The organism is Streptomyces sp. Edi4 (assembly GCF_040253615.1).
Classification (GTDB): domain Bacteria; phylum Actinomycetota; class Actinomycetes; order Streptomycetales; family Streptomycetaceae; genus Streptomyces.
This window is the reverse complement of sequence record NZ_JBEJGY010000004.1, coordinates 1,115,208-1,140,116: the sequence shown is the minus strand read 5'-3', so window position 1 is coordinate 1,140,116 and position 24,909 is coordinate 1,115,208. Positions and strand designations below refer to the sequence as shown.

Sequence of the window (24,909 nt, the reverse complement as noted above, 5' to 3'; positions counted from 1 at the left end):
GGCTCCCGGGCCGGAGCGTGGTCAGATGGCTGCCGCGGCGCGCCAGAAGTCGCCCACGCTCTCGTCCAGCAGACGCGCGGTCAAAAGGATCTCGCTGGGGTCGTCGCCTCGGTCGAGTCCGTCCTGGACGACCTCCAGCGCCAGGCGGCAGAGGTCGGAGGGGGTCTCGTCGTCGTAGTAGGCGAAAAACTCGTCCGGAACCTTCAGATCCGAGGACCGCACGCGCGCCACCGTTGCGGCGCACCCGGCGTAGTAGCCGGTCAGGTCGGCGTACGAGGACATGCCCGTGGCCGCCTGTGACCCCTGCGCCGCCACCCATGACAAGACTCCGTCGAAGGCGTACGTCGTGCGGTCGGGCGGCCAGAATTTCAGCTCGTCCGGATCCAGGCCCAGGGCGCGGGCGCACGTCTCCAGCTTGGGGGACGCGTCGTACACCAGGCGTCCAAGGCACAGGTAGAGGTCGGCCGCAGGGCGGTGCGGGAAGCGCGAGAGCATCGTGCCGTAGGCGACGAGTTCCGTGCGGTGGCACTGTACTTCGGTGCCGACCAGACGGCGCAGGTGCTCCAGTGTCGGCTCCGTGCCCGCCGCGAGCAGCGGGTTGGGGACGGGGTGGCTGCGGCGTCGTTTCTCGACTTCGTCGACGAGTTGATCGGCGGATTCGATACGGGTCGTCATCTGCGTTCTCCTGACTCGTGCGGGGTGGACGGGCGCGGACGGCGCCTGGGCGGTGCGGTTGACCGGGTTCAGCGCTTTTCGGGTGGTGGCTCCAGATATCCAGCGCGCCGGAACGCGTACAGGTAGGTGTCGAGCAGACCGGCGTCGACGGGTGGGCAGACGAGGCCGCTGTCGGACAGCGCCCTCTCGGCGTTGTGGCGTCCGAAGGCCGGGAACGTGCCGTCGGCGTACATCTCCTGGACCGAGATGTCGCTGCCGCGGGCGGGATCGAGGAACATGTCCGCATACGGGGCCATGGGATGGTCGGGCAGCTTGGCGGTCAGCTTGGCGAGCATGCTGCTCCAGGCGTCATACGAGATGGTTCGGACCGGGTATCCCATGGCGACCAGGCGGTCCACCAGGAGGGGCAGACGGGCGTCGTGGGCGTTGGTGAGGTGGTAGACGCGTCCGTCGGGTTCCTGATGGGTGAGGATGTGCACGATCGCCTCCGCCGTGTAGTCGACGGGGACGAAGTCCAGGGGCAGGCTCAGGTCCGGGGCGAGACCGGTCTCCGCGATGGTGCGGAACAGGGCGCACATCATGGTGTCTGTCGGTGTTCCACACGCCGCCGTCGCGGGTTCCGGTCACCTCGTACGGCCGGTGGATGGCCACCGGCAGCCCACGGCGCCCGGCCTCGGCAACCAGACTCTCGGCGACCCATTTGGTCTCGGGGTAGCCCAGGGAGATGCGGTCCGCGTGATCGAGAGGGGTGTTCTCCTCGACGTGGGTGACACCGGCGGTGCCGAAGCCGACGAGCACGGCGATGGAGGAGATGTAGTGGACCGGCTTGGTGGTCTGCTCGGCCGCGAGTTCCAGCACGGTGCGGGTGCCCCCGACGTTGACCGGGGCCAGCGCCGAATAGGGGTAGACGAAGTTGACACGTGAGCCGCAGTGCACGATCAGGTCGAGTCCGCCGGCCAGGTGGCCCCACGTCGTATCGGACAGGCCCAGGTGAAACTCCGCCAGGTCCCCGGGGACGGGGACGACGCGGTCCATCAACGGCTCGCAGTCCACGCCGTAGCGCCGCATCCGGGCGGTCAGGCGGTTGAGGGCCGTCTCCGGGTCGTCCGCGCGGATCAGGCAATGGACGCGTTCGACGCCGGATCGCAGCAGGTGCTCCACGAGGTGGGTGCCCAGGAAGCCGGTCGCGCCGGTCAGCAGTACCTGGGCGGGGGCCCGGGGGTTCGCGGCCGCGGGCGCTGTGAAACGCAGGTCGGGTGCGAGCCGGGACTCGGTCGCGAAGTCCACGGGTGTCTCGTCCCCCGCCCGCCCCTCGTGCAGGGCGTGCACGGTGGCGGCGAAGCCGGCCAGGGACGGGTCGCCGACCAGCTCGCGGATCATCGCGCGTCCGCATCCGGCGTCTGTCCGCAGCCGTTCACGGATCGCGGCGGTGATCTGGGTGGCATGCAGCGAGGTGCCCCCCAGCGCGAAGAAGGTGTCGTCGCGGGCCACGGTGTCCAGGTGCAGGACGTCACGCCAGACGTCGGCGACGGCCCGTTCCCATGCATCACGGGGCGCGGTGTCATCGGTGCCGGATGACGAGGCGGGCGCCGCCAGGTCCGCGAGTTCCCGGCGGTCGACCTTGCCGCTGGAGGACAGAGGCAACGCGTCCACCACAGCGATGCGGGCGGGGACCATGTAGGAGGGCAGCCGATCGCGCGCGTGCTCGCGCAACCGCTGCGACAACTCTCCTCGTGCTTGGCCGGATTGTGCCACCACCGCGGCTGCCAGCAACTCGCCGGCGCCTTGTCCGACCACCCCCACGGCGGCCTGCCGCACCCGGGAATGGTCCGCCAACACCGCCTCGACCTCGTCCAGTTCCACCCGATAGCCGCGCAGTTTGACCTGCCGGTCGCGCCGGCCCAGATATTCGAGCGCGCCGTCTTGGCGCCACCGTGCCATGTCGCCGGTCCGGTAGAGGCGCGAGCGCACCTCCAGGGGTGACCATGGGTCCTCGACGAACCGGTCAGCCGTCTTCTCGGGGTCTTTGAGATAGCCAAGGGCCACGCCGTCCCCGCCCACCCACAACTCGCCGGTCTCGCCCGGGCCGGCGATGGTGCCGTCATCGCGCACCACGTAGGCCGTCGAACCCGGCACGTTGGTCCCGATGGGCACATTCTTCGCCCGCTGGGACAACTCCGCGACGCGGTGGGTCGTCGCCAGAGAGGAGTCCTCGGTAGGCCCGTAGCCATTGAGGAACATCTGGGGCCGCCCGTTCTCCAGCACCGCGCGCACCGCACGCGGCCCGAGCGCGTCACCGCCCGCGATCAGACACCGCAGACCGGCGAACATCTCCGGGGCGGCGTGGGCATGCTGGTGGAACAACCCGGCACTCAGCCACATCACGCTGATCCGCCGCTCCCTCAGCACCGTCTCCAGAGTCTTGGAATCCAGCAGATCCTCGGCGCGGACAGGTATGAGACAGGCCCCGTTGAGCAGCGTGGCGAACATCTCGTAGCACGAGATGTCAAAGGTCAAGTTGGTGGTCGCCAGCACGCGATCCTCGGGGAGGATACGCAGGTCACCGCCGCCGCGGGCCAACCTTGTCTGGCCGCGATGAGGACAGACCACACCCTTGGGAGCGCCGGTCGAACCGGAGGTGTAGATGACGTAGGCCGCGTCGCCCGCGGCCCGCCCGCGCCACCACTGCTCGTCGGCCTCGTCCGCGGTGGCGAACAGGGCGTCGGTGTCGAGGACCGTCACACCGTCGGGCACCTCGATCCGCCGGCCGGGCGCGGACACCGCCACGCGCACGTCCGCCTCAGTGAGGATCCGCGCGAGCCGGTCCGCGGGGTAGGAAGGATCCAGCGGGAGATACGTTGCTCCGGCGAGCAGAATCGCGAAGATCGCGGCGACCGCTTCCGGGGAACGGTCCATCGCGACGGCGACCACCTCTCCCCCCTGCACCCGGCGGGTTCGCAGGCCCGTGGCACCGCGCCGGGCCCGTTCAGCCAGTTGCCGGTAACTCCATTTTCCGCCCTGCCACTCGACGGCGTGGGCATCGGGGCAGCGTTCCGCCTGCTCGATGAAGAGGGAAGGAATGGTGGCATTGCGCGGGTAATCGACTTGTACGCGATTCCAGGTGCGAGCGTGATCGCAACAAGTGGCGTCCGATGGTGAGACCACGACTATTCCTTACCATGGCATGGATGGTCGGCTGACAGTAAGGTCTTGAATTGCGGGATACGGCACAGTGATCGCAGATGCTCGATTCCCGAAGAATCCGGAAAACCCGGCCGTGCGCTCGGATCGGCATGGGCGCTACGGCCAAGTCGCGCAGCATTCCACGGTGTGCAGGCGCCCGAGCCCATCCGCGTCCGACCGCCGATGACCTGTCGACCACGGGCACGGCGGCACCCGGCTGCTCAATGAGAATGAGGCGCGGACATGCATTCACATCACTTCCCTGTAATGCGGCATTGCAGGGACTGCGAACCGTCTCGACGTGCCTGATCCGGCTCCCATCGGATGCAGCAGCGGCGATGGGGGAGCATGAGGAAATCCTCAAGCGATCGAGAGACTTCGTTCCCGCAGTACCTGCCGGGATTTGAAGTACCCGGATCCAGCGCGCGCAACCAGATGATCTGCGAATGACCGAAAAGCGTGCGAAGTAAAATCTGCCCGTCCGTTTCGTCCGCCTCGCACGTAGCCGGGATTACTTTCACGCGCAGCAACAACACTTCTTCGGGGGTGCGCATGGATATGCCCTGGTAAGTGATGTGGAATACCGGCCACCGCGGTGATCTCCGTGCCACGCGTACCGGAAAGTCGCAACCGCGCCTTCAGGGCGCCGAAGCCGGTCGCGCCACCGGTCGAGCCACCCCGGGCACCGAACACGGCGTCCGGCGGGCGGCGCGTGGGGCAGGCTGTGCCCTCTGGCCGCAGGCCTGACATGCCGACCGCCCGTTCCCGGGCAGCACTTGGGGACATCGGGTCCCGGCAGCCAGTTACGGCCGCGCCAGATCCAGCGCTCCAGGAGCGTCCGCCGGGGTGAGCCCCGTGGCCCAGACCCGGCCGTACACGGACAGATCCCGCAGGTGCGCGGTGATTTCCTCGGCGGCGTAGCCGGTGTCGCACTCCACCCACCAGGACAGCAGGCCGACCAGTTCGCCGGTCCAGGCGCGGGCCACGACGTCGAGCGGGACGCGCGGCGTGACGCCAAGCTGCTCGGCGCGGGTACGGAAGACCTTCTCGGCCTGCGCGCAGATGATCCCGGTGAACTCGCGCAGCGCCCGTCCGTCGCCCTCGCCGCGCAGGATGACCCGGTAGACGGACCGCTCCTGCTCGGCGTGTTGGAAGACGTACAGCACGGGAAGACCGGTGAAGCCCTTGTCCTGGGCCTGTTCTATGGCCGGCAGGAGCCGTTCGCGGTCCTCGGAGAGGTCCTGCACGATCCCCACCAGCAGGTCTTCCTTGTCGCGGTAATGCCCATAGAAGGTGGCTCGTCCGACGTTCGCGCGCTCCGCGATCTCCTCGACCGTGATCGCGTGGAACCCCTTCTCCAGCACCAGATCGACCAGCGCCGTGCGCAGGGCGGCGCGGGTCCGGCGGACGCGCCGGTCGCCGGCGGGCTTCGTTTCCACGGGGTCTCCTTGTCGTCCGGACCATTGACCTGACCTTAACGCTGGCCTTACGTTGCTGGACGCCAAGCTAGATACCAGACAGTCTGTTCAGTAACTCGCAGGGAGTGACGATGAACCTGGGGCGCTACGTCCGTCGGACGGCGGGTCACCAACCCGATGCCGAAGCCGTGGTCTGCGGCACGAATCGGCTCACGTACGCGGAACTGGACGACCACAGCGACCGGCTCGCGGTCGCCCTGCGCGGGCTCGGCCTGGGTCAGGGCGACCGCGTGGCGACTCTCGCCGGGAACAGGGCCGAGCTGGTCGTGACGGAGATATCCCTGTACAAGGCGGGGTTGGTGCGCGTTCCGATCAACGCGCGACTCGGCGCCCCTGAGGTGTCCCACCTGCTGCGCGAGTCGGATGCCCGGGTGCTGTTCGCGGACAGCGACCACCTGGAGGCCGTACGCGTCGCCATGCCCGGCACCGGCACGGAGACGGTCATCGGCTACGACGGTCCCAGTGCTCTCGGGCCCACGTACCTGGACATGCTGTCTGAGAATCCCCCTGAACCGGTGGACGTGGAATGTGCCGAGCGCGACGCCGCCGTTCTGCACTTCACCTCGGGGTCCACCGGCAGGCTCAAGGCCGCGATCCAGACGTACGGGAACCGTCTGGCCCTGCTGCGCAAGATGGTGATGAGCGTCGACGCCCGGGTCGGCCCCGGGGACAAGAAGGTCCTCGCCGGCCCCGTCACGCACGCTTCCGGCATGCCGCTGCTCGGCATCTTCTTCACCGGCGGCTGCGCGGTGATTCTGCCGCGCTGGGACCCCCGGGAATTCCTCGCCACCATCCAGCGCGAGCGCGCCACCCATGCGTTCGTCGTCCCGACGATGGTCAACAGCGTGCTGGCGCTGCCCGACGCCCACACCTACGACACCTCCAGCCTGCGCCAGCTGATCTACGGCGCCGCACCCATGTCCCCGCAACGGATCCGCGAGGCTTGGGAGTTCTTCGGCCCGGTGCTGTCCCAGGGCTACGGCTGCGGCGAGACGACCTCCGGCGTGCTGTTCCTCTCCACCGAAGATCACCGCCGGGCCGTCGAAGGCCAGGACGAGGAACTGCTGCTGTCCTGCGGGCGCCCGCTCGCCGAAGCCGAGGTGGCGATCCTCGACGAGGACGGGACTCCGCTTCCCGACGGGGAGATCGGTGAGATCGCCGTACGAGGTCCGGATGTCGTCCCCGGCTATCTGGGCGCGCCCGACCTGACCGCCGCCTCCTTCCGCGACAGCTGGTTCCTCACCGGCGATCTCGCCCGCCGCCGCGCGGACGGCTATGTCTTCATCGTCGACCGCAAGAAGGACATGATCGTCTCCGGTGGGTTCAACGTCTACTCCGTCGAGGTCGAGTCCGTCCTGCACCAGCACCCCGACGTCTACGAGGCGGCCGTCGTCGGCGTCCCCGACGAGCAGTGGGGCGAGGCGGTCAAGGCGGTCGTCGTGCCGCGCGAGGGAACCGCGCCGGCCGCGTCCGACCTCATCGACTTCTGCGCCGGCCGACTGGCCCGCATGAAGAAACCGCGCTCGGTCGACTTCGTCGCCGCGCTGCCCCACAACCCCAACGGCAAGATCGACCGCCGCGCGATCCGCGACCACTACTGGGCCGGCGCCGACCGCCGCGTCAACTGAACCGAAAGCACCCCTTCATGACTTTCACCCTCGAACCCTCCTACGACGACAACCCCCGCCTTCAGGAACTCGTCGTCCGCCTGCGTGGCTACCTGCGCGACGAACTGGTCCCCTTCGAGCGCGAGCGCGGCATCACGGCTGAGAGCAAACTCGATCGCCCCACCCTTCAGAACGTTTGGAAGCGCAGCCGTGAACTCGGCTTCTACGGCGTCAGCCTGCCCGTCGAGCTCGGCGGCCAGGGTCTGAGCTTCTTCGAACTGTGCGCCCTGAAAGAGGAGCTGACTGCCTCCGGCGCCACTCTCTCCCACTCGGTCCTCGGCGACATGGGGGGTCCGCTGCGCGTCGGGGCCATCGTGAAGTACGCCACCGAGAAGCAGCGCGAGCGATACCTCATGCCCGTCATCCGGGGCGAGCGCGCCTGCTGCTTCTCCATCACGGAAGAGGACGCGGGCTCCGACGTACGCCGGATGACGACCACCGCCACACCGGACGGCGACACATACGTCCTCAACGGCAAGAAGGTCTTCAGCTCCGCGGCGCCCTTCGCGGACTTCGCCATCGTCGTGGCCCGCACGGCCGGCGCCGAGGAGACATACAGTGCCTTCCTCGTCGACCTGGACACCCCCGGCTGCCGCGTCCTGGAAGGCGAAGTCCCCATGTCCGGACAGCAGGTGGAGGGCGACCTGCTCTTCGAGGACTGCCGGATCCCGTCCGGCAACCTGCTCGGCGAGATCGGCCAGGGCCTGCGCATCGGCATCGGCCGTATCACCCTCAATCGCCTTCTGCACTGTCCGTCCCTGATCGGCGCGGCCCGCCGCGCCTGGGACCTGTCCTTGGACCACGCGATGAACCGCGTCGTCTTCGGACAGCCGCTGCTGGCCCACCAGGCCATCCACCACAAGATCGCCGAGATGGCCACGGAGATCTACGCCGCCCGGTCGATGGTGATGGCGACGGCGGCGAAGGCCGACCGGGGCGACAACGTCTCCGTCGAGGCCAACATGTGCAAGCTGTTCACTTCCGAGGCGTGTTTCCGCGTCGTCGACCAGGCCGTCCAGATCCACGGCAAGGCCGGGCTGACCCGGGGCAACGAGGTCGAGCAGATCTTCCGCAGCCTGCGAATGTTCCGGATCGTCACCGGAACCACCGAGATCCACAAGAACGCCATTGCCAAGGGCCTGATCTGACCCCATGCCGGCGGTGACTCAGGGGCGGTGCCGGGGACCCTCGCAGCCGGGGCCCGCGGATACGGGTATCCGCCCCTGGCCGCGCGGCCCCCTGCTCCACCCCCACCCGGAGGAGTCGCCCATGACACCCCGCCCGCTCATCCCCGCGACCCGGCTGGGGGACGAGGCCACCGCCGCCCCCACACCTGTCGGCCGCAGGGCATGGCTGATCACGGCCATGGTCGTGGCCTTCATGGTCATCAACTTCGCCGACAAGTCCGTCCTGGGCCTCGCCGCCGTACCGATCATGGAAGAGCTGGACCTCAGCAACAGCACCTACGGACTGGTCTCCAGCTCCTTCTTCTTCCTCTTCAGCCTCTCCGGACTGCTCGTCGGATTCCTCTCCACCCGGATCTCCAGCCGCGTCCTGCTGTTCGGCATGGCCCTGCTGTGGACCGTGGCACAGCTTCCGGTCCTGGCCGTGTCCTCGGTGGCCTCCTTGATGGCCGGCCGCATTTTGCTGGGCGCCGCCGAGGGACCAGCGGCTTCGATGTCGATGCACGCCCTGTACCAGTGGTTCCCGCCCGAGCGCCGCGGCCTGCCATCGGCCCTGCAAATCGGCGGAGCGGCGCTCGGCACGCTCGTCGCGGCGCCCCTGGTCACCTGGCTGATCGAGGGCTTCGGCTGGCGCTCGGTCTACGCCGTCCTCGCCGTGGTCAGCGCGGCATGGGCGATGGTGTGGTGGCGGACCGGGCACGACGGGCCGTACGACCACGCGCGCGCCGGCTCCACGAGCGGCGTCGGCCTCAGACTGCCCTACAGCCGGATTCTGCTGACCGGCACCGTCCTCGGCGGAATCTCCAGCGCCTTCGGCGCGCAGTGGGCGCTGTCCCTCAGCCATGCCTGGCTGCCCGCCTACTTCAGAACCGAGCTGGGCATGTCGGCCGGGGCCGCCGCCACCGTCATCAGCGTCATCTCCGGTTTCGGACTGGTGCTGCTGTTGGCGATCTCGCCCTTCGTGGACGCGTTGAAGTCCCGTGGTGTGAGCAGCCGTTGGTCCAGTGGGGCGGCCCAGGGCATCGCCGTGTGTGTGTCGGGCTGCGCGATGGCGGTGTTCCCGCTCGTCGACGCGCCCGGTCCTCGGCTCGTCCTGATCGCCCTGGCGTTCGGCGGCACCGCCATCGTCATCCCCCTGCACTACATGACGACGGCCGAGGTCGTCCCGCCCGCACAGCGCGGCGCCGTTTTCGGCATCGCCGCCGCCACGGGCACCCTGCCCGGTCTCATCGCGCCGTTCCTGACCGGGCGCCTCATCGACGCGGCCGACAGCCCGGCCGCCGGCTACACCACCGCGTTCCTCATCGCCGCCGCGGTGATGGTCACCGCGGGCGCTTTCGCCCTGACGGCCATCCGGCCGGAGCGCGACGCCCACCGTCTGGGCCTGGAGCGCGCCGTGGCGGGCCCCGCGCGCTGACCGGCCCCAGCCGCACGGGGCAGGAGAAGCGTGTCACCTGCCGGCTGCGGGCGGCTTCGAGCGGACCCGAGGGAATGCGCGGCGCCCCCTGGGCCTTCTCCGGAAGGGCATTCGGGGAAAGACTCCGCACGGGCCGATACCGAAGCCGGCCCCGCCCCGGCCGGCCCGCGCCGACCCACCGCCCCGCCCGACCCGCTCCGAACGAGGAGATCATGCACCACGCCCCCGCCAGCACCGAGCACCCGGCGCATCCGCTGGACAATCCCGCGTACGCCTCGCTGACCGGGCCGCATGCCGGCTTCGCCGAGCGGCGGGGGCGGGTGGTGCGCTACCTGACCGACGTCTCGCCCTGGCTTGCGCTGCCCCTGCGGCCTGACGCCACCGACTGGGCGGACCTCGCGGCGCTCGCCGGGCCCGGCGCGGAGCTGGAGCTTCCGGGAGTGCGGGCCCCGCTGCCCGAGGGCTGGCACGTCACGTTCGACGTGGCGGGCGTGCAGCTCGTGGGGGAAGCCGTGGACGCACGGCCCGACGAGGAGGCGGTACGGCTCGGCGCGCGGGACGTTCCCGAGATGCTGGCCCTCGTGGAGCGCACACGGCCCGGACCGTTCCTGCCTCGCACGGTGGAACTCGGCACTTATCTGGGCATCCGGCGCGGCGGCCGGCTCGTCGCGATGGCGGGGGAGCGGCTGCGCCCGCCGGGCTGGACCGAGATCAGCGCCGTCTGCACCGACGACGACCACCGCGGCCAGGGCCTCGGCTCGCGCCTTGTGCGTGCGGTCGCCGTGGGCATCAGGGAGCGGGGTGAAACCCCGTTCCTGCACACGGCCGCCGCCAACACCGGCGCCATCCGGCTGTATGAGTCCCTGGGCTTTCGGCAACGGCGCGCCACCCGGTTCGTCGGCGCCCGGGTGCCGGAACGGGACACGGGATGCTCCCGGCCCTGACGGGCAGTCAGGCGGGTCGGTGGGGAGGGTGGGTCGGAGACCCGGGGGCGCTACCACGTCCCGCCATGGCCGCGTCACTCGCCGCCTACCGCCGTGCGTCATGTCATGTGTGTGCCGTATCAAGTGCTGCCCGAGCAGGGCGAGTTGGCGGAGGATACCGGCGCCGTTTCCGGTACGCGCGGAGCCTCGACCGCCGCCCGTACCCGCCGAGTGCTCAGTCCTCGACCCGGCGCCACTCGTGCACCGGCGCCGTCGAGCCGTCCGCCGGGCCGACCCAGAACGCCCGGCCGTGTTCGGCGCTGTAATGGGCGCCGCTGCGGCCGTCGCCGGATGAGCGGCCGGTGAGGCGGCGCCCGATCCAGGGCACCAAGTGCTGCCGGGCGAACCGCAGATCGGCGGTGCGGCTCGCGGCCCACCGGGGCCGGACGGCGGGCGGCAGCGGGGCGCGCCAGTCCTCCTGCGGGTCCAGACCGAGCGTCTGCCAGACCGCTTCGGCCACCCTGCGGTGCCCCGCCGCCGTCAGATGCAGCCGGTCCACGTCCCACAGCCGCTGATCGCCGAGGACCGGCGCGCCGTACAGGTCCACCACCAACGCCCCGTGCCGCTCGGCGAGTTCGTCGACGTGGGCGAACAGCTCCTCCATGCGGGGCCGGAAGCGCTCCATCACCGGCCCCTCGCGTCCCGGGCTGCGCATCAGGACCAGCTGCTCGCAGGCGGGCGCGAGCTGTTCGACCGCGTCCGACAGGAGGGCGCGTACCCGGCCCATGTCGCACTTGGGGCGCAGGGTGTCGTTCAGGCCGCCCACCAAGGTGATGATGTCCGGCCGCAGCGCCGCGGCGGCCGGCACCTGCTCCTGGACGATCTGCCCGATCAGCTTGCCGCGCACCGCGAGGTTGGCGTAGCGGAAACCGGGCGTGCGGGCCGCAAGGCGGGCGGCGAGCAGGTCGGCCCAGCCCCGGTAGGACCCGTCGGGAAGCCGGTCGGACATGCCCTCGGTGAAGGAGTCCCCGACCGCGGCAAAGCTGGTGTATGGCGCATTCATCTCCATGGCGCTGCGATCGTACCGCGCGGTAGCAACGCCCGCCCCGGCGATCGCCGCCCCCGCGACGGGCTCACCCCGACCGTGATCACATCGAAGCCCGCCGCCCCCTGTGCGGGGCCCCGCTTTCGCGGTATGCCAGGTACACCTCACCTTTTCCGGGCCCGCCGGTTCGCCCCGGGCCCGCACCTTTCGGACCGAGGCCCACGACGGCCCCGTGAGAGAGCGAGCATGCGATGTTGTTCACCGCGGCCTTCTGGAAGGCCACCGCCGAGCGTGCCATCCGCACCTTCGCCCAGGCGCTCGCCGCCGTCCTGACGGCGGGCGCGACCAGTCTGCTCGACGTCCACTGGACCGCCGCGTTCGCGACGGCGGGGATGGCGGCGGTCCTCGCCGTCCTGATGGCGGTGGGGTCCGCGGGGCTCGGAGCGACGGGCCCCGGCCTCACCGAGACCACGAAACCGAGCCGGCGCGCGAGCCCGGCACGGTGAGCGGCGCCGGCGCCGGCCCTTCGAGCGCCGGCCCAGCACCCCCCGCGCCCTCAGCGCCCCGTCAGGCCGTGGCCGCCGGCGGCCCCACGAGTTCCCGGAGCACGTCCTCCATCGTGACCAGGCCCGCGAGCTTGCCGTCCTGGCCGACGGCGGCCGCCAGATGCGTACGGCTGCGGCGCATCGCCGTGAGCACGTCGTCCAGCGGGGTTTCCGCGCGGACGCGGGCGATCGGCCGCAGCGCCGCGACCGGGAAGGCCACATCGCGTGGGGACGCGTCCAGGGCGTCCTTGACGTGCAGATAGCCGAGGATGCGGCTGTCGTCGTCCACGACGGGGAAGCGGGAGAACCCGGAGCTCGCGGCCAGCCGCTCCAGTCCCTCGGGGGTCGTGCCGACCTCGGCCCGCACCACCTCGTCCAGCGGCACCACCACGTCACGCACGGGTCGGCGTCCCAGCTCGAGGGCGTCGCGCAGCCGCTCGGCCGCCCGGTCGTCGAGCAGGCCCGCGTCGCCCGCGTCGGTCACCAGACGGGCCAGTTCGTCATCCGAGAACGCCGCCGCGACCTCGCTCTTGGCGTCCACCCTGAGCAGGCGCAGGATCGAGTTGGCGAAGGCGTTGATCGCGAAGATCACCGGACGCAGCGCCCGGGCCAGCGTCACCAGGGGCGGCCCGAGCAGCAGCGCGGTGCGCGCCGGCTCGGCGAGCGCGACGTTCTTCGGCACCATCTCGCCGAGCAGCATGTGCAGATACGTCGCGACCGCCAGGGCGAGCACGAAGGAGACCGGGTGGATGAGCCCGTCCGGCACACCGACGGCGTCGAAGACCGGCTCGACCAGGTGCGCGATGGCCGGCTCCGCGACCACACCGAGCACCAGGGTGCACAGGGTGATGCCGAGCTGCGCGGCGGCCATCAGGGCCGAGACGTGCTCAAGGCCCCAAATGACGCTGCGCGCACGGCGGTCGCCGTCCTCGGCGAGCGGTTCGATCTGGCTGCGGCGTACGGAGATCAGGGCGAACTCGGCTCCGACGAAGAAGGCGTTGACGACCAGAGTGGCCACACCGATGAGAATCTGGATCGCGATCACCGGCGGGCCCCCTCGTCGCCTTCGTTGTCCTCATCGCCCTCGCCGTGGGTGTGAGGCGCGTGCAGCAGAACGCGCGCCGCGCGCCGTCCGGTCGCGTCGACCACCTCCATGCGCCAGCCGCCCAGCTCCACGCGGTCGCCGAGCCGGGGGATCCGGCCGAGCTCGGTGGCCACCAGGCCGGCCAGGGTCTCGTAGGGGCCGTCCGGCACGCGCAGCCCGATCGAGGCGAGCTGGTCGTCGCGGGCCGCGCCGTCGGCGGAGTACAGCACCCTGCCGTCTGCGTCCTGTCCCGCGGCCGCGAGATCGGGGGTCTCGTGCGGGTCGTGCTCGTCGCGGACCTCGCCGACGACCTCCTCCAGGATGTCCTCCAGCGTGACCACGCCCGCGGTGCCGCCGTACTCGTCGATGACGACGGCCATCGTCCGCTTCCCGTACAACTGGTCGAGGAGGCGGTCCACGGTCAGGGTCGTCGGCACGAGCAGCGGTTCGCGCAGCAGCGAGGTCACCGGACGCAGGCGCCGGCGCTCGGCGGGCACCGCCAGGACGTCCTTGATGTGCGCTATGCCCACCACCGAGTCGAGACTGCCCCGGTAGACGGGGAAGCGGGACAGACCGGTGGCGCGGGTCGCGTTGGCGACGTCCTCGGCGGTGGCCTGCACCTCAAGGGCCGTGACCTGGACGCGCGGGGTCATCACGTTCTCCGCGTTGAGGTCGGCGAGCGTGAGGGAGCGTACGAACAGTTCGGCGGTGTCCGCTTCGAGCGCGCCCTCCTTGGCCGAGTGCCGGGCCAGGGCGACCAGCTCCTGCGGGCTGCGCGCGGAGGCCAGCTCCTCGGCGGGTTCCAGGCCGAAGCGGCGCACCAGATGGTTGGCCGAGGTGTTGAGATGGCTGATCAGCGGCCGGAAAGCGGCACTGAACGCGCGCTGGGGGGCCGAGACGACCTTGGCGACGGCCAGCGGTGAGGAGATGGCCCAGTTCTTGGGGACCAGCTCGCCGACGACCATCAGGAACACGGTGGAGAGCGCCATTCCGAGCACCAGGGCCACCGAGGCGGCCGCCGAGGGGGACAGGCCGAGCGACCTGAGGGGCCCGATGAGGAGCCCCGCGATCGACGGTTTGGCGAGCATGCCGATGACGAGCCCGGTGACGGTGATGCCGAGCTGCGCGCCGGAGAGCTGGAAGGTGAGGCTCCGTACGGCCTTGAGGGCACTGGCCGCGCCGCGCTCCCCGCGCTCGACGGCGCGCTCCAGATCGCTGCGCTCGGCGGTCGTGAGGGAGAACTCGGCGGCCACGAAGACCGCGCACACCAACGAGAGCAGTACGGCCGCGAGGAGCAGGAGCACTTCGGTCATCGGGTCACCTCCGTCCCATGGTCGGCCAGGCGGAGGCGGCGCGCGCGGTGTCGCGCGGCGGGAGGGATACGGGGAGGCTCGCCCATGGGCGGACGCTCACACCTTTCGTCGGGGGGACGGAGATCCACCTATGGTAAAGCACTGGCAAAGTGCGGGCCTGTCCGTTCATTCAGCCCAATGGCTTCACCCACCGCCGCCACTGTTCCTGCGGCTCGTACCCCGAGGCCGCCCAGGCATGCCGGGCCCGCTCGTTGCGCACCAGCACCATGGCGTCCGCGCGGCGCCCGCCGACGGCGACGAAGCGCTCCTCGGCCGCGGCGAGCAGGGCCCCGCCGATGCCCTCGCGGCGCCGGTCGGGACGGACGGCGAGGCGGTAGAGATGACAGCGCCAGCCGTCGAACCCCGCGATCACCGTGCCGATGGGGCCGCTTGCGTCCTCGGCCAGGAGCAGCGCCCCCGGGTCGTGGCCGATCAGGCGCTCGACGCCCGCCCGGTCGTCGCTGATGCTGGTGCCCTCGGCGGCCGTCTTCCAGAAAGTCAGTACCGCGTCCAGGTCCTCGGGCCCGGCGGCCCGGATGCGCAGCTCGTTCATGGCGTCATCCCACCATCGCCTCCGGGCCCGGGGTGAGGCGTTTTGGCATGCGGACACCGCGCCGGGGGATCGGACAGGTCTCAGTCCTGCGGGCCGGCCGCCGGGCGCCGCGCCACCCCGAGCACGCACGGCGACGACGGCAGGGCGACGCCCCGCTCGGGCACCCTGAGCCGGCGGTGGCCGACGATCTCGAAGCCCGCCGCCTCGATCGCGCCCAGCGGATCGCGCGCGGTGTGACAGCCGCCGAACAACAGCGGCCACACCGTGCGGTCAAGGACGTGCTGCACGCCGGCCAGCGTCCGGCCCCGCGCCCTGCCGTGCTCGAAGAAACGCAGCTCACCGCCCGGGCGCAGCACGCGCCGGATCTCGCTGAGCGCGCGCGGCAGATCACGTACCGAGCACAGCACGAGCGAGGCGACCGCCGCGTCGAACGCCTCGCTCTTGACCGGCAACGCCTCCGCCGCGCCCGGCACCACGTCCACCGGCACATCGGCCCCCAGCGCCGCCCGCACCGCCAACTGCCGCAGTGTGCGCTCCGGTTCGAGCGCCACCACCTCGGACACGGCACGCGGATAGTGCGCGAAGTTCAGCCCGTTTCCCGCGCCGATCTCGATGACGCGTCCGCTGAGCCCGGCCAGCAACTCCGCGCGGTAGCCGGCGATGCCCGCCCTCTGGTCGACCGCCTCGCTGTAGCGCGCGTAGAAGCGGGCGAAGACGGGGTGGTGCACGGCATCCGGGGTGATCGTGGTGCGCGGCGCCATGGCGGACCTCCTGTACCTGTCGACAGCCGGGGGCACCCGGCGGGTCGGGGCCGAACGCCTGCCCGGACGCGCGGACACCTCCTACCGGCATTGTCCCCGCGCCGCGCCCGCTCACCCGTCCCCGGACTCCACGAAGCGGAACTCGTTGCCCTCCGGATCCCGCATCACCTGGAACGCGCCCCGTGCGTCGGTCACCGTCGCGCCCACGGGAAGCGCCCCGCGCCGCACGGCCGCCGCCCGGGCCCGGCCCACGTCCTCGACCACCAGATCCAGGCGCAGCCGGTTCTCGTCCGTCTTTGCCCGTGTCCCCTGCTGGAAAGCGAGCCGTGGCGCGCCCGGCGGATCGACGTGCGCCCAGGTGGCGTCCCGCACCACCGGGCGCCCGCCCAGCAGCGCCGCCCAGAACCGGGCGAGCCGCCCCGGGTCGGCGCAGTCCACGACGAGCTGCCCGAGGCGGGCCCGTAACACAGCCATCAGATACTCCAAACGCCGCCGAGCGCCGGGGCGAGCCAACCAGCCGCGCGGGTACGGAAGTCGGTGGGCGCCAGCCGTCCGGCGCCCTCGGGGACGAGGCCGGCCAGGGGTGCGCCGGCCGCGTCGGGCAGGTCCACGAGATTGCACCGCGCGGCCAGGTCCGGCTCCGCGGGCCAGCTGCCCACCACGACACCGGCGCAGGCGAGCTCCCGGGCCCGCAGGGCCTCGCCGGTGAGCGCCGTCGCGTTCAGTGTGCCCAGACCGGCGGCCGCCACCACCAGGACGGGGGCGCCGAGCATCCGGGCGGCCTCCGCGAGCGTGCCGCCCTCCTCGTCGAAACGGACCAGGAGCCCGCCCGCTCCCTCGACCAGGACGAGATCGTGCTCGGTGGCCAGCTTGGCCGCCGCCTCGGCCACGTCCTCGGGACGCACGGGTGTCATGCCGGCCCGGCGGGCCGCGGTCGCGGGCGCCAACGGCTCGGGGAACCTGGCCAGTTCGGCGCCGGTCACCGCCTCGCCCGCGAGCCGCCGCACCTCGAAGACGTCGCCGGGCTCACCTGGCGCGACGCCCGTCTGGGCCGGTTTGAGCACGGCCACCGAACGGCCACCGGCGAGCGCCGCGGCGGCGAGCGCGGCCGTCGTGACCGTCTTGCCGATCTCCGTGCCCGTACCGCTCACGACCAGAATCGTCATCTTCAGCCCTCCCGCGCCGCCGCGCACACCGCACGGCAGATACGCGCCAGATCGTCGTCGCCCGTCACATAGGGCGGCATCGTGTAAACAAGATCCCTGAACGGCCGCAGCCACACGCCCTCGCGCACGGCCGCCGCGGTCGCGGCCGCCATGTCCACGTCGTGGTCGAGCTGCACCACACCGATAGCGCCCAGGACGCGCACATCGCGTACGCCCTCGATCGAGCGGGCCGCGCCGAGCCCGTCGAGCAGCCCCGCCTCGATCCGCTCGACCTCGGCGCGCCAGTCCTGGCCGAGCAGCAGATCGACCGAGGCGAGCGCCACCGACGCGGCCAGCGGATTGCCCATGAACGTGGGGCCGTGGGCGAGCACCGGGACGTCTCCCGAGGAGATGCCATCGGCGACCTCGCTCGTGCACAGCGTGGCGGCCATCGACAGATAGCCGCCGGTCAGCGCCTTGCCCAGACACATCACATCCGGTGAGATCCCCGCGTGATCAGAGGCGAACAGCTCCCCGGTTCGGCCGAACCCGGACGCGATCTCATCCAGCACCAGCAGCACGCCGTACTCGTCGCACGCCTCGCGCAGCACCCGCAGATACGCGGGCGCGTGGAACCGCATGCCGCCCGCGCCCTGCACCACCGGCTCCACGATCACCGCGGCCAGCTCGTCGGCGTGCCGCGCGATCGTCTCGCGCAGCTCACGGGCGTACGCCTCGTCGAACTCCACGGGCGGCGCGCCCACGAACAGCTGCCGGGGCAGTGCGCCCTGCCACAGCTCGTGCATCCCGCCCTCGGGGTCGCACACCGACATCGGCTGCCAGGTGTCGCCGTGGTAGCCGCCGCGCCAGGTCATCAGGCGCTGCTTGCCGGGCTGCCCGACCGAGCGCCAGTACTGGAGGCACATCTTCACGGCGACCTCGACCGCGACCGAACCGGAGTCGCTGAGGAAGACGTGCTGAAGCGGTCCGGGCGTGATCTCGACCAGCCGGGCGGCGAGCCGGACGGCGGGCTCATGGGTGAGTCCGCCGAACATCACATGACTCATCCGCTCCAGCTGGCCGCGCGCCGCCTCGTTCAGCACCGGGTGGTTGTAACCGTGCACGGCGGACCACCAGGACGCCATGCCGTCGATCAACTCCCGCTGCCCGTACGCCGGTTCGGCCAGGCGCAGTCGCACACCCGACGCCGACTCGACCAGCAGCTGCTCCTGGCGGCCCGGCATCGGGCCGTAGGGATGCCAGACGTGCCGGCGGTCCAGGTCGAGCAGGTGCGCGGGGGAGAGGTCGGGCCGTGCGGGGGAGTGCTCAGGCATTGGGCGCGAGATCCGTCCCCGCGCCACGGCGGCGCACGGCCACCAGATCGGTGCGCGCCGTCTCGGCGGCGGGCGCCTGCTCCGGCAGCTCGGCGCCGTGGCCGCCGCAGGGCCCGCAGCCGCCGCCCTCGTGGGAGCCGCAGCCACTCCCCTCGTGCGAGCCGCACCCGGCGGACGCCGTGGGGGCCCCGGCGGCGAGCGCGTCGGCGCGGTGGCGCGGCAGGGTCGTGGTGCCCGCGCCCTCCACCTCGAACCCGGCGTCCGCGATCATGTCGAGATCGGCCTGGCCGGCCTGGCCCTCGCTGGTGAGGTAGTCGCCCAGGAAGATCGAGTTGACCAGGTGCAGCGCGAGCGGCTGCATCGAGCGCAGATGCACCTCACGGCCGCCCGCGAGACGGACTTCCACGTCCGGGCACACGAAGCGGGTCATGGCCAGGATGCGCAGGCAGCGCTGGGGGGTGAGGTTCCACTCCTTGCCGAGAGGGGTGCCCTCGAACGGGATGAGGAAGTTCACCGGCACGGAGTCCGGGTCGAGCTCGCGCAGCGAGAAGACGACGTCGACCAGGTCCTTGTCGGACTCGCCCATGCCCGCGATCAGGCCCGAGCAGGCCGAGAGCCCCGCGTCGTGCGCCTTGGTGACGGTGTCCACGCGGTCCTGGTAGGTGTGCGTGGTCGTGATGTCCCCATACGTCCCCTCGGACGTGTTGAGGTTGTGGTTGTACGCGTCGGCCCCGGCGGCGCGCAGCCGCTCGGCCTGGCCGTCGGAGAGCAGCCCGAGACAGGCGCAGACCTCGACGCCGTCGTTCTGCTCCTTGATCGCCTCGATGGTCTCCGAGACCCGGGCGATGTCACGGTCGGTGGGCCCCCGGCCGCTGGCCACCAGGCAGACCCGCTTGGCGCCGCCCGCCACGCCCGCGGCCGCCGCCTTGGACGCCTCGTCGGGCTTGAGCCAGGTGTATTTGAGGATGTCGGCCTTGGAGCCGAGCCGCTGGGAGCAGTACGAGCAGTCCTCGGGGCACAGACCCGACTTCAGATTGACCAGATAGTTCAGCTTCACCCGGCGTCCGAACCACTGGCGGCGCACCTTGCCGGCCGCGGCCACCACATCGAGCAGTTCGTCGTCGGACGTCGCCAGTACGGCGAGCGCCTCTTCGCGGGTCGGCAGTTCGCGCCGCAGCCCCTTGTCCACCAGCGTGTTCAGCAGGTCCATGGCGCCGATCTTCGCGTACCGCACCGTCCCTGGCCAAGGTAGGTATCCCACAACACAGGGGGTTTGAGGTGTGTGTATCGCCACACCCTGACCTGCCGGACCACCGGCTAGGGTCTGTCGGCAGCCTACAAAAAGGGACGCCACCATGTTGCGAGCGCCGTTCGACTGGATCGACAGCGAATCCGAGCGCCGCGAGCGCGCCGGCCTGGTGCGAACGCTCCGTCCGCGCGAGGCCGGGCAGGACCTGCTGGACCTGGCGAGCAACGACTATCTGGGCCTGACCCGGCATCCGGCGGTGACGGCGGGCGCGGCCGACGCGGCCCGCCGCTGGGGCGCCGGCGCCACCGGATCCCGGCTCGTCACCGGCACCACCGCGCTGCACGCGGAGCTGGAGCGCGAACTCGCCGAATTCTGCGGCTTCGAGGCGGCCCTGGTCTTCTCCTGCGGGTACGCGGCCAACCTGGCGGCCCTCACCGCGCTCGGCCCGCACGGCTCCCTGATCGTCTCCGACGCGGGCAACCACGCCTCCATCGTGGACGGCTGCCGGCTCGCCCGCGCGCGAACGGATGTGGTGCCGCATGCCGATCCCGAGGCCGTCCGCAAGGCGCTCGACGCGCACGGCGGCCCCGCGCTCGTCGTGTCGGACACCGTGTTCTCGGTGGACGGCGACGCTGCCCCGCTGCCCCAACTGGCCGCGCAATGCCGGAAGTTCGGGGCGGCCCTGGTGGTGGACGACGCGCACGGGCTCGGAGTGCTCGGCGCCGGTGGCCGTGGCGCCCCGTACGCGGCGGGGCTCGCGGGCGCGGACGACGTGGTCGCCACCGTCACCCTGTCCAAGTCTCTCGGCAGCCAGGGAGGCGCGGTCCTCGGCCCGGCTCGCGTCATCCGGCACCTGGTGAACGCCGCCCGCACCTTCATCTTCGACACCGGGCTCGCCCCGGCGGCGGTCGGCGCCGCGCTCGCCGCGCTGCGGCTGTTGCGCGCGGAGCCGGAACGCGCGGGGCGCGCCCGGGCCGTCGCCGCCGAGCTGCACGCGCGCCTCACCTCGGCGGGGCACGCCGCGGTGCGCCCGGACGCGGCGGTGGTCTCCGTGCGGGCTCCCTCGCCGGAGGCGGCGATGGCCTGGGCCGCCGACTGCCGCACGGCCGGGCTCGCGGTCGGCTGCTTCCGGCCGCCGTCGGTGCCGGACGGCGTCTCCCGCATCCGTCTGACGGCCCGGGCCGACCTGACGGAGCGTCAGATCGAGACGGCGGTGGGCACGATCCTGCGGACCGCGCCCACGAATTGAGTGCTACTGGTTCGCCAGCCAACTGATGGGCGATCAGTTCCCTTCTGCCACCAGGCAGATGAAGCGGTGCCAGGCCGGCGCGCCGAAGAGCAGCGCGGGTCCCGCAGTGCGTTTCGAGTCGCGTACGGCCAGCAGCTCGCCATTGAGCCGTGCCGTCTCGACGCAGTTGTTCATGCCCACACTGCGACGCGGACGCCGCCACGCGGCCTGGGTGAGAAGGTGACTGGAAGGGACGTGCGCGGGATGCGCGGACATCATGCCTCCCCACTCGCCCGGCCCGGCCCGGTCATTCCCGGGCCATCAGGGCGATGAGATCCAACGAGTCCTCCATGGAGAGCGCGAGTGCCTGGACGGTCCGGAACGCGGCGCCGTACGCCTCCAGGTCTTCTCTCCGCTCCAGATAGAGGCTACTCGTCAAGTGGTCGACAACAACCACATCCAGATCTGAATTGGCCGGAAACGAAAACATCGTGAAAGGGCCGGTGAGCCCGACATAGCCGCCGTAATGGAAAGGGATGACCTGGAGCCGCACCTGGGGCAGGGCGGCCAGTTCCACAAGGTGGCGCAATTGCTCGCGCATGGTCGCGGGCCCGCCCATCCTGCGGCGCAGCACCGCCTCGTCCAGTACCGCGCTGAGCATCAGCGGGGGGTCGGCGCGCAGCACCAATTGGCGGGCGATCCGCACCTCCACGAGGGAGTCGACCTCCTTCGGGGCGAGGCCCCCGAGCGCGGCCCGCGTCACCGCCCGCGCGTACGCCGGCGTCTGCAACAGGCCCGGCACCACCGAGGTCTCCAGGGTCCGGGCCGAACGCGCCTGTGACTCCAGGCTGATGAAGTCCCGGTACTGCGGCGCCAGCAGGCCGCGGTACGCGTGCGTCCAGCCCGCCTCCGCGCCGCCCGCCGAATCCGCCAACGCGCCCAGCAGCGCACGCATTCGCGGGTCACGCTCGCCGTAGGCGTCGAGCAGCCGGGCCACGTCCGCCGGCTTGACCCCGCTGCGGCCGGTCTCGATCCGGCTCACCTTCGACTGGTGCCAGCCGACCAGAGCGGCCGCCTCGCCACTGGTGAGCCCCCTGTCGTCGCGCAGCCGCCGCAGTTCCTCGCCGAGCTTGCGTCTGCGCACCGCCGGTCCGTGCCCCATGGCCGCCTCCTCTGGCTCTGTCGGCTCTGTTGCCTCCTTCGTCTTCGGCGATGGGTAAGTGTGGGCCCAAATACGGTCTTCCGTCGCAGAGTTCACTGCTTTGAGCGACAGATATATGCATATCTTGGTGGATGGCGCCCGGGACCGGCACGATGAGTGCCACTCTGACGCGAAGCACAGTCCGAGGCCTGTCGTCCTCTCCGCGAGCGCGCATTCGCCAGGAGTCTCAGAGCCGGCCCGGGCGGGAAAGGGACAGCGTCGCCATGGCAGACCATCTCGAAGCAACCCTCACTCTGCCGAGCGATCCCGCCTCGGTCTCCGCCGCACGGCGCTACGCCGCCACGATCCTGGCCGACTGGGGCCTGCCGCCGGACGCCGACGCGGTCGACACGGTGCGGCTCATCGTCTCCGAGCTCGCCACCAACGCCGTGCAGCACACCTTCGGCCAGTCGCCCACCTTCACGGTGGACCTGAGCCTTGAGCGCGAGGAAGTGCTCAGGATCGGCGTCACCGACAGTCATCCGCGCTGGCCGAAACGATTGCCCGCGGCCGTGCAGCAGGACAACGGGCGGGGCATGGTCATCATCCGTTGGCTGGCCGCCGAGTCCGGGGGCAGGCTGTCCGTCGAGCCGACGCAGGACGGCGGCAAAACGGTCTCGATCGCACTGCCGTGGCCGACGGCGGTCCAGGGCGGATAGCCGCCCGTGCAGCCCGCGCCGGGGCGCCCCGCCCGGGCCGGACTCTGAGCGCCCATCAGCCCACGCGCCCGTACCAGACGCTGTGGCTCCAGATCCGCTCCAGGCGCACCACGGTCCCGGACTTGGGCGAGTGCCAGATGCGGCCGCCCCCCGCGTAGATGCCGACGTGGTACACGCTGCCTCCGGAGTGGAAGAACACCAGGTCGCCGGCCTTGCGCGAGGAAGCAGAGACGTGCCGGGAGGTGTTGTACTGCTGCTGCGCCGAGCGGGGCAGGTGGCGGCCCGCCTGCTTGAACGAGTACAGCGTGAGCCCCGAGCAGTCGAAGCGTGAGGGACCCGAGGCGCCGTACTGATAGGGCGAGCCCTTCTTGGACGCGGCCACATGGAGCGCCCTGGCGGCCACGGCGGCGGCGTTCGCTTCCGGCGTGGCGCCCGGTACCAGCGTCGTGGCGCCCGTCACCGCGAGAGCGAAGGCACAGACGGTGCCCAGGCGGACAGCCAGGGACGGGATGTACGTCCGCGCGGTCATGCGCAACCCTTCGTCAAACCGCCTGCGAAGGATGACCTGTCGGGTTCGGACTGGCGAAGACGCCCGGCCGCGTGCGCGGCTTCACCCCGAGGGAGGGCCGGCTCCCCGGCCCTCCCGAAGTACTCGGGTCCTCCACTCCTGCCGGTCCACTCCTGTCGACCAGTCGTCCGGAACGGCGGCAGGACTCGGCGTCCGCCCGGACCGCCTCGCCGAGGTGGCGGGGGCTTGTCGTCTCAGGGATCTTCACGCAACGACTGTCGGATTACCGGACCGAAACGGGTTTGTGTGAGACTGCTCACGCCTGCCCCATTCGGGTGGACACGGGCACTTCAACCCCTTCTCGACCGGTCCTGACCAGGCTCGTACCAGCGGCGGAAGGATCGATTCCGCAGAGGAGCGGCCGCCATAAGCAACTCATAAGGGTCAGTGGGTGGAGCCGCGGGTGGGCCGAAAGGGGGTACTCCATCTGGTCCGTTTCGTCGGCCCGGTGAGCGCGTCGAGTGCCGCCGGGGCCGCGCGGCGCCCCTAACTCCCCGTCCCGGGCGGCACCGTGAGGCGGCCCGCGCGGCGCTCGCCGTCCAGGACGCGAAGCGCCCGCGTCAACGTGCTGGCGTGCACCCGTGTCTCCCCGCGCAGATGCATGAGGGTGAGGGCGTCCTTGAGCGCGGCCGCCCGTCCCACCAGGGCCTGCGCCGCCCGCAACGCGCTGTAGGTGTCATGGCCGTGCGCCGGGTTCACCCGGCCGAGCAGGTCGACCACTTCGAGATAGGCGTCGATGAACTCGCCTTCGGCGCGCGTGAGCGCGGGCAGCGGCGGCAGTTCCGGCGGCAGCACGGCGCCTCAGTTCCCGCGCGCGGAGGTCTTGCGGCTCTTTAGGACGTGGTCGGCGATCCCGTACGCCACCGCCGCCTTGGCGTCCAGGACCAGGTCCCGTTCGATGTCGGCGGCCACCTGCTCGGCGGCGCGCCCGGTGTACTGGGCCAGGAGCCCGGTCAACAGCGCGCGGCCGCGCAGTACTTCCGCCGCCTGGATCTCCAGATCGGACGGCTGGCCGCGCAGCGGCTCCTCCATGGCCGGCTCCTTGAGGAGCACCCGTGACGCCGGCTGCACCATGCGCTTGCCCGGCGTCCCGGCCGCCAGGAGCACGGCCGCGACCGAACTCACCTGCCCCAGGCAGAACGTCTGCACATCGCAGGTGACGAACCTCATCGCGTCGTGGATCGCGGTCATCGCGGTGAGCGAGCCGCCGGGTGAGTTGATGTAGAGGCAGATGTCCCGGTCCGGATCGGCGTGCTCCAGGTGCATGAGCTGGGCCATCACGTCGTTGGCGGAGGCGTCGTCGACCGGTGTGCCCAGAAAGATGATCCGCTCCTCGAAGAGCTTGGAGTACGGATCGAGCGTGCGGACGCCGTTGGTGGTGCGCTCCTGGAACTCGGGCAGCACGTAGCGGGCGGCGGGGCGGTGGTTCATGGCGTACCTCTCCTTGACCGGACCTCGGGGGCGGCCTCCGTGAAAAACGTACAGGACGTACAGAAGCGCCGGGTTCGAGCATCCGTCGGGGAGCACGCACGAGGCAAGAGGCCGGCGGCGGTTTCGCTGTGGGCGAGCGAGAGATCACGCCGTCGGATGCGGGGTCTGGCGCGATAGGCGCTCTCCCGGCTGCCTTCGGCGATGGCTAGCGTGCGGCGGCGCGGGGG

The 24,909-nt window shown here is 71.3% G+C and carries 25 protein-coding genes; 7 read left to right on the top strand and 18 right to left on the bottom strand.

Annotation, left to right across the window (positions count from 1 at the left end):
- Window positions 1-21: 21 nt before the first annotated feature.
- The 4 genes from ABR738_RS07190 to ABR738_RS07175 form a co-directional block, all read right to left on the bottom strand.
- Window positions 22-675 (bottom strand): hypothetical protein, encoded by a 654-nt coding sequence (locus ABR738_RS07190; protein ID WP_350229139.1) that lies wholly within the window; start codon window positions 673-675, stop codon window positions 22-24.
- 68 nt (window positions 676-743) lie between these two features.
- On the bottom strand, window positions 744-1,010 hold the full coding sequence (locus ABR738_RS07185) for a hypothetical protein (RefSeq protein WP_350229138.1): 267 nt from the start codon (window positions 1,008-1,010) through the stop codon (window positions 744-746).
- A gap of 13 nt (window positions 1,011-1,023) precedes the next feature.
- Complete coding sequence (locus ABR738_RS07180) at window positions 1,024-3,840, bottom strand: amino acid adenylation domain-containing protein (protein ID WP_350229137.1); 2,817 nt, start codon at window positions 3,838-3,840, stop codon at window positions 1,024-1,026.
- Between the two features lie 821 nt (window positions 3,841-4,661).
- Entirely contained in the window at window positions 4,662-5,297 is a 636-nt protein-coding gene (locus tag ABR738_RS07175; protein WP_350229136.1) for a TetR/AcrR family transcriptional regulator, read from the bottom strand.
- Between the two features lie 110 nt (window positions 5,298-5,407).
- On the opposite strand from ABR738_RS07175, the gene ABR738_RS07170 reads away from it, so the two are divergent.
- The 4 genes from ABR738_RS07170 to ABR738_RS07155 all read left to right on the top strand — a co-directional run bounded on the left by ABR738_RS07170 (window position 5,408) and on the right by ABR738_RS07155 (window position 10,548).
- Window positions 5,408-6,964, top strand: coding sequence for an acyl-CoA synthetase (locus tag ABR738_RS07170; RefSeq protein WP_350229135.1), 1,557 nt, complete (start codon window positions 5,408-5,410; stop codon window positions 6,962-6,964).
- A gap of 17 nt (window positions 6,965-6,981) precedes the next feature.
- Window positions 6,982-8,151, top strand: a complete 1,170-nt coding sequence (locus ABR738_RS07165; RefSeq protein ID WP_350229134.1) for an acyl-CoA dehydrogenase family protein — start codon at window positions 6,982-6,984, stop codon at window positions 8,149-8,151.
- Between the two features lie 121 nt (window positions 8,152-8,272).
- Window positions 8,273-9,604, top strand: a complete 1,332-nt coding sequence (locus ABR738_RS07160) for an MFS transporter (protein ID WP_350229133.1) — start codon at window positions 8,273-8,275, stop codon at window positions 9,602-9,604.
- Window positions 9,605-9,816: 212 nt separating this feature from the next.
- Complete coding sequence (locus ABR738_RS07155) at window positions 9,817-10,548, top strand: GNAT family N-acetyltransferase (RefSeq protein ID WP_350229132.1); 732 nt, start codon at window positions 9,817-9,819, stop codon at window positions 10,546-10,548.
- Between the two features lie 214 nt (window positions 10,549-10,762).
- Here ABR738_RS07155 and ABR738_RS07150 read toward each other — a convergent pair whose 3' ends face one another.
- A complete protein-coding gene (locus tag ABR738_RS07150; RefSeq protein ID WP_350229131.1) occupies window positions 10,763-11,596 on the bottom strand; it encodes an SGNH/GDSL hydrolase family protein in 834 nt (277 codons plus the stop codon).
- Between the two features lie 227 nt (window positions 11,597-11,823).
- On the opposite strand from ABR738_RS07150, the gene ABR738_RS07145 reads away from it, so the two are divergent.
- A complete protein-coding gene (locus ABR738_RS07145; RefSeq protein ID WP_350229130.1) occupies window positions 11,824-12,078 on the top strand; it encodes a holin in 255 nt (84 codons plus the stop codon).
- 61 nt (window positions 12,079-12,139) lie between these two features.
- On the opposite strand, the gene ABR738_RS07140 is transcribed toward ABR738_RS07145, so the two are convergent.
- From ABR738_RS07140 to bioB, 8 genes are all read right to left on the bottom strand, one after another.
- Window positions 12,140-13,162, bottom strand: a complete 1,023-nt coding sequence (locus ABR738_RS07140; protein ID WP_350229129.1) for a hemolysin family protein — start codon at window positions 13,160-13,162, stop codon at window positions 12,140-12,142.
- On the bottom strand, window positions 13,159-14,514 hold the full coding sequence (locus tag ABR738_RS07135; protein ID WP_350229128.1) for a hemolysin family protein: 1,356 nt from the start codon (window positions 14,512-14,514) through the stop codon (window positions 13,159-13,161). The genes ABR738_RS07140 and ABR738_RS07135 overlap by 4 nt, the downstream gene beginning before the upstream one ends.
- 169 nt (window positions 14,515-14,683) lie before the next feature.
- Window positions 14,684-15,106 carry a GNAT family N-acetyltransferase gene (locus ABR738_RS07130; RefSeq protein WP_350229127.1) on the bottom strand — a complete coding sequence of 141 codons (423 nt, stop codon included), beginning with the start codon at window positions 15,104-15,106 and terminating at the stop codon, window positions 14,684-14,686.
- Between the two features lie 80 nt (window positions 15,107-15,186).
- Window positions 15,187-15,867, bottom strand: coding sequence for a class I SAM-dependent methyltransferase (locus ABR738_RS07125; protein WP_350229126.1), 681 nt, complete (start codon window positions 15,865-15,867; stop codon window positions 15,187-15,189).
- 111 nt (window positions 15,868-15,978) lie between these two features.
- Window positions 15,979-16,341: a VOC family protein gene (locus tag ABR738_RS07120; protein ID WP_350229125.1), complete on the bottom strand. Its 363-nt coding sequence runs from the start codon at window positions 16,339-16,341 to the stop codon at window positions 15,979-15,981.
- Entirely contained in the window at window positions 16,341-17,033 is a 693-nt protein-coding gene (gene bioD / locus ABR738_RS07115; RefSeq protein WP_350229124.1) for a dethiobiotin synthase, read from the bottom strand. Before bioD ends, ABR738_RS07120 begins: the two co-directional genes overlap by 1 nt.
- 2 nt (window positions 17,034-17,035) lie before the next feature.
- A complete protein-coding gene (locus ABR738_RS07110) occupies window positions 17,036-18,346 on the bottom strand; it encodes an adenosylmethionine--8-amino-7-oxononanoate transaminase (protein WP_350229123.1) in 1,311 nt (436 codons plus the stop codon).
- The gene (bioB, locus tag ABR738_RS07105) at window positions 18,339-19,556 is read right to left on the bottom strand and encodes a biotin synthase BioB (protein ID WP_350229122.1); all 1,218 of its coding nucleotides are present in this window, start codon (window positions 19,554-19,556) and stop codon (window positions 18,339-18,341) included. Before bioB ends, ABR738_RS07110 begins: the two co-directional genes overlap by 8 nt.
- Window positions 19,557-19,701: 145 nt before the next feature.
- On the opposite strand from bioB, the gene ABR738_RS07100 reads away from it, so the two are divergent.
- A complete protein-coding gene (locus ABR738_RS07100) occupies window positions 19,702-20,844 on the top strand; it encodes an 8-amino-7-oxononanoate synthase (protein ID WP_350229121.1) in 1,143 nt (380 codons plus the stop codon).
- A 33-nt stretch (window positions 20,845-20,877) separates the two neighbouring features.
- On the opposite strand, the gene ABR738_RS07095 is transcribed toward ABR738_RS07100, so the two are convergent.
- Together ABR738_RS07095 and ABR738_RS07090 are read right to left on the bottom strand one after the other, a co-directional pair.
- Window positions 20,878-21,099 (bottom strand): DUF397 domain-containing protein, encoded by a 222-nt coding sequence (locus tag ABR738_RS07095; RefSeq protein ID WP_350229120.1) that lies wholly within the window; start codon window positions 21,097-21,099, stop codon window positions 20,878-20,880.
- Between the two features lie 31 nt (window positions 21,100-21,130).
- Window positions 21,131-21,985: a helix-turn-helix domain-containing protein gene (locus tag ABR738_RS07090; protein WP_350229119.1), complete on the bottom strand. Its 855-nt coding sequence runs from the start codon at window positions 21,983-21,985 to the stop codon at window positions 21,131-21,133.
- A 263-nt stretch (window positions 21,986-22,248) separates the two neighbouring features.
- On the opposite strand from ABR738_RS07090, the gene ABR738_RS07085 reads away from it, so the two are divergent.
- Entirely contained in the window at window positions 22,249-22,683 is a 435-nt protein-coding gene (locus tag ABR738_RS07085) for an ATP-binding protein (RefSeq protein WP_350229118.1), read from the top strand.
- A 55-nt stretch (window positions 22,684-22,738) separates the two neighbouring features.
- On the opposite strand, the gene ABR738_RS07080 is transcribed toward ABR738_RS07085, so the two are convergent.
- From ABR738_RS07080 to ABR738_RS07070, 3 genes are all read right to left on the bottom strand, one after another.
- Window positions 22,739-23,212, bottom strand: a complete 474-nt coding sequence (locus ABR738_RS07080; RefSeq protein WP_350229117.1) for a C40 family peptidase — start codon at window positions 23,210-23,212, stop codon at window positions 22,739-22,741.
- A gap of 525 nt (window positions 23,213-23,737) precedes the next feature.
- Window positions 23,738-24,046 (bottom strand): hypothetical protein, encoded by a 309-nt coding sequence (locus tag ABR738_RS07075; RefSeq protein ID WP_350229116.1) that lies wholly within the window; start codon window positions 24,044-24,046, stop codon window positions 23,738-23,740.
- A gap of 6 nt (window positions 24,047-24,052) precedes the next feature.
- The gene (locus tag ABR738_RS07070; RefSeq protein WP_350229115.1) at window positions 24,053-24,682 is read right to left on the bottom strand and encodes an ATP-dependent Clp protease proteolytic subunit; all 630 of its coding nucleotides are present in this window, start codon (window positions 24,680-24,682) and stop codon (window positions 24,053-24,055) included.
- Window positions 24,683-24,909 lie beyond the last annotated feature (227 nt).

Coding starts and splice junctions, on each gene's coding strand:
- ABR738_RS07190 (WP_350229139.1), bottom strand. CDS start 675: ATGACGACCCGTATCGAATCCGCCGATCAACTCGTCGACGAAGTCGAG.
- ABR738_RS07185 (WP_350229138.1), bottom strand. CDS start 1,010: ATGCTCGCCAAGCTGACCGCCAAGCTGCCCGACCATCCCATGGCCCCG.
- ABR738_RS07170 (WP_350229135.1), top strand. CDS start 5,408: ATGAACCTGGGGCGCTACGTCCGTCGGACGGCGGGTCACCAACCCGAT.
- ABR738_RS07165 (WP_350229134.1), top strand. CDS start 6,982: ATGACTTTCACCCTCGAACCCTCCTACGACGACAACCCCCGCCTTCAG.
- ABR738_RS07160 (WP_350229133.1), top strand. CDS start 8,273: ATGACACCCCGCCCGCTCATCCCCGCGACCCGGCTGGGGGACGAGGCC.
- ABR738_RS07155 (WP_350229132.1), top strand. CDS start 9,817: ATGCACCACGCCCCCGCCAGCACCGAGCACCCGGCGCATCCGCTGGAC.
- ABR738_RS07150 (WP_350229131.1), bottom strand. CDS start 11,596: ATGGAGATGAATGCGCCATACACCAGCTTTGCCGCGGTCGGGGACTCC.
- ABR738_RS07145 (WP_350229130.1), top strand. CDS start 11,824: ATGTTGTTCACCGCGGCCTTCTGGAAGGCCACCGCCGAGCGTGCCATC.
- ABR738_RS07135 (WP_350229128.1), bottom strand. CDS start 14,514: ATGACCGAAGTGCTCCTGCTCCTCGCGGCCGTACTGCTCTCGTTGGTG.
- ABR738_RS07130 (WP_350229127.1), bottom strand. CDS start 15,106: ATGAACGAGCTGCGCATCCGGGCCGCCGGGCCCGAGGACCTGGACGCG.
- ABR738_RS07125 (WP_350229126.1), bottom strand. CDS start 15,867: ATGGCGCCGCGCACCACGATCACCCCGGATGCCGTGCACCACCCCGTC.
- ABR738_RS07120 (WP_350229125.1), bottom strand. CDS start 16,341: ATGGCTGTGTTACGGGCCCGCCTCGGGCAGCTCGTCGTGGACTGCGCC.
- bioD (WP_350229124.1), bottom strand. CDS start 17,033: ATGACGATTCTGGTCGTGAGCGGTACGGGCACGGAGATCGGCAAGACG.
- ABR738_RS07110 (WP_350229123.1), bottom strand. CDS start 18,346: ATGCCTGAGCACTCCCCCGCACGGCCCGACCTCTCCCCCGCGCACCTG.
- bioB (WP_350229122.1), bottom strand. CDS start 19,556: ATGGACCTGCTGAACACGCTGGTGGACAAGGGGCTGCGGCGCGAACTG.
- ABR738_RS07100 (WP_350229121.1), top strand. CDS start 19,702: ATGTTGCGAGCGCCGTTCGACTGGATCGACAGCGAATCCGAGCGCCGC.
- ABR738_RS07095 (WP_350229120.1), bottom strand. CDS start 21,099: ATGTCCGCGCATCCCGCGCACGTCCCTTCCAGTCACCTTCTCACCCAG.
- ABR738_RS07090 (WP_350229119.1), bottom strand. CDS start 21,985: ATGGGGCACGGACCGGCGGTGCGCAGACGCAAGCTCGGCGAGGAACTG.
- ABR738_RS07085 (WP_350229118.1), top strand. CDS start 22,249: ATGGCAGACCATCTCGAAGCAACCCTCACTCTGCCGAGCGATCCCGCC.
- ABR738_RS07080 (WP_350229117.1), bottom strand. CDS start 23,212: ATGACCGCGCGGACGTACATCCCGTCCCTGGCTGTCCGCCTGGGCACC.
- ABR738_RS07070 (WP_350229115.1), bottom strand. CDS start 24,682: ATGAACCACCGCCCCGCCGCCCGCTACGTGCTGCCCGAGTTCCAGGAG.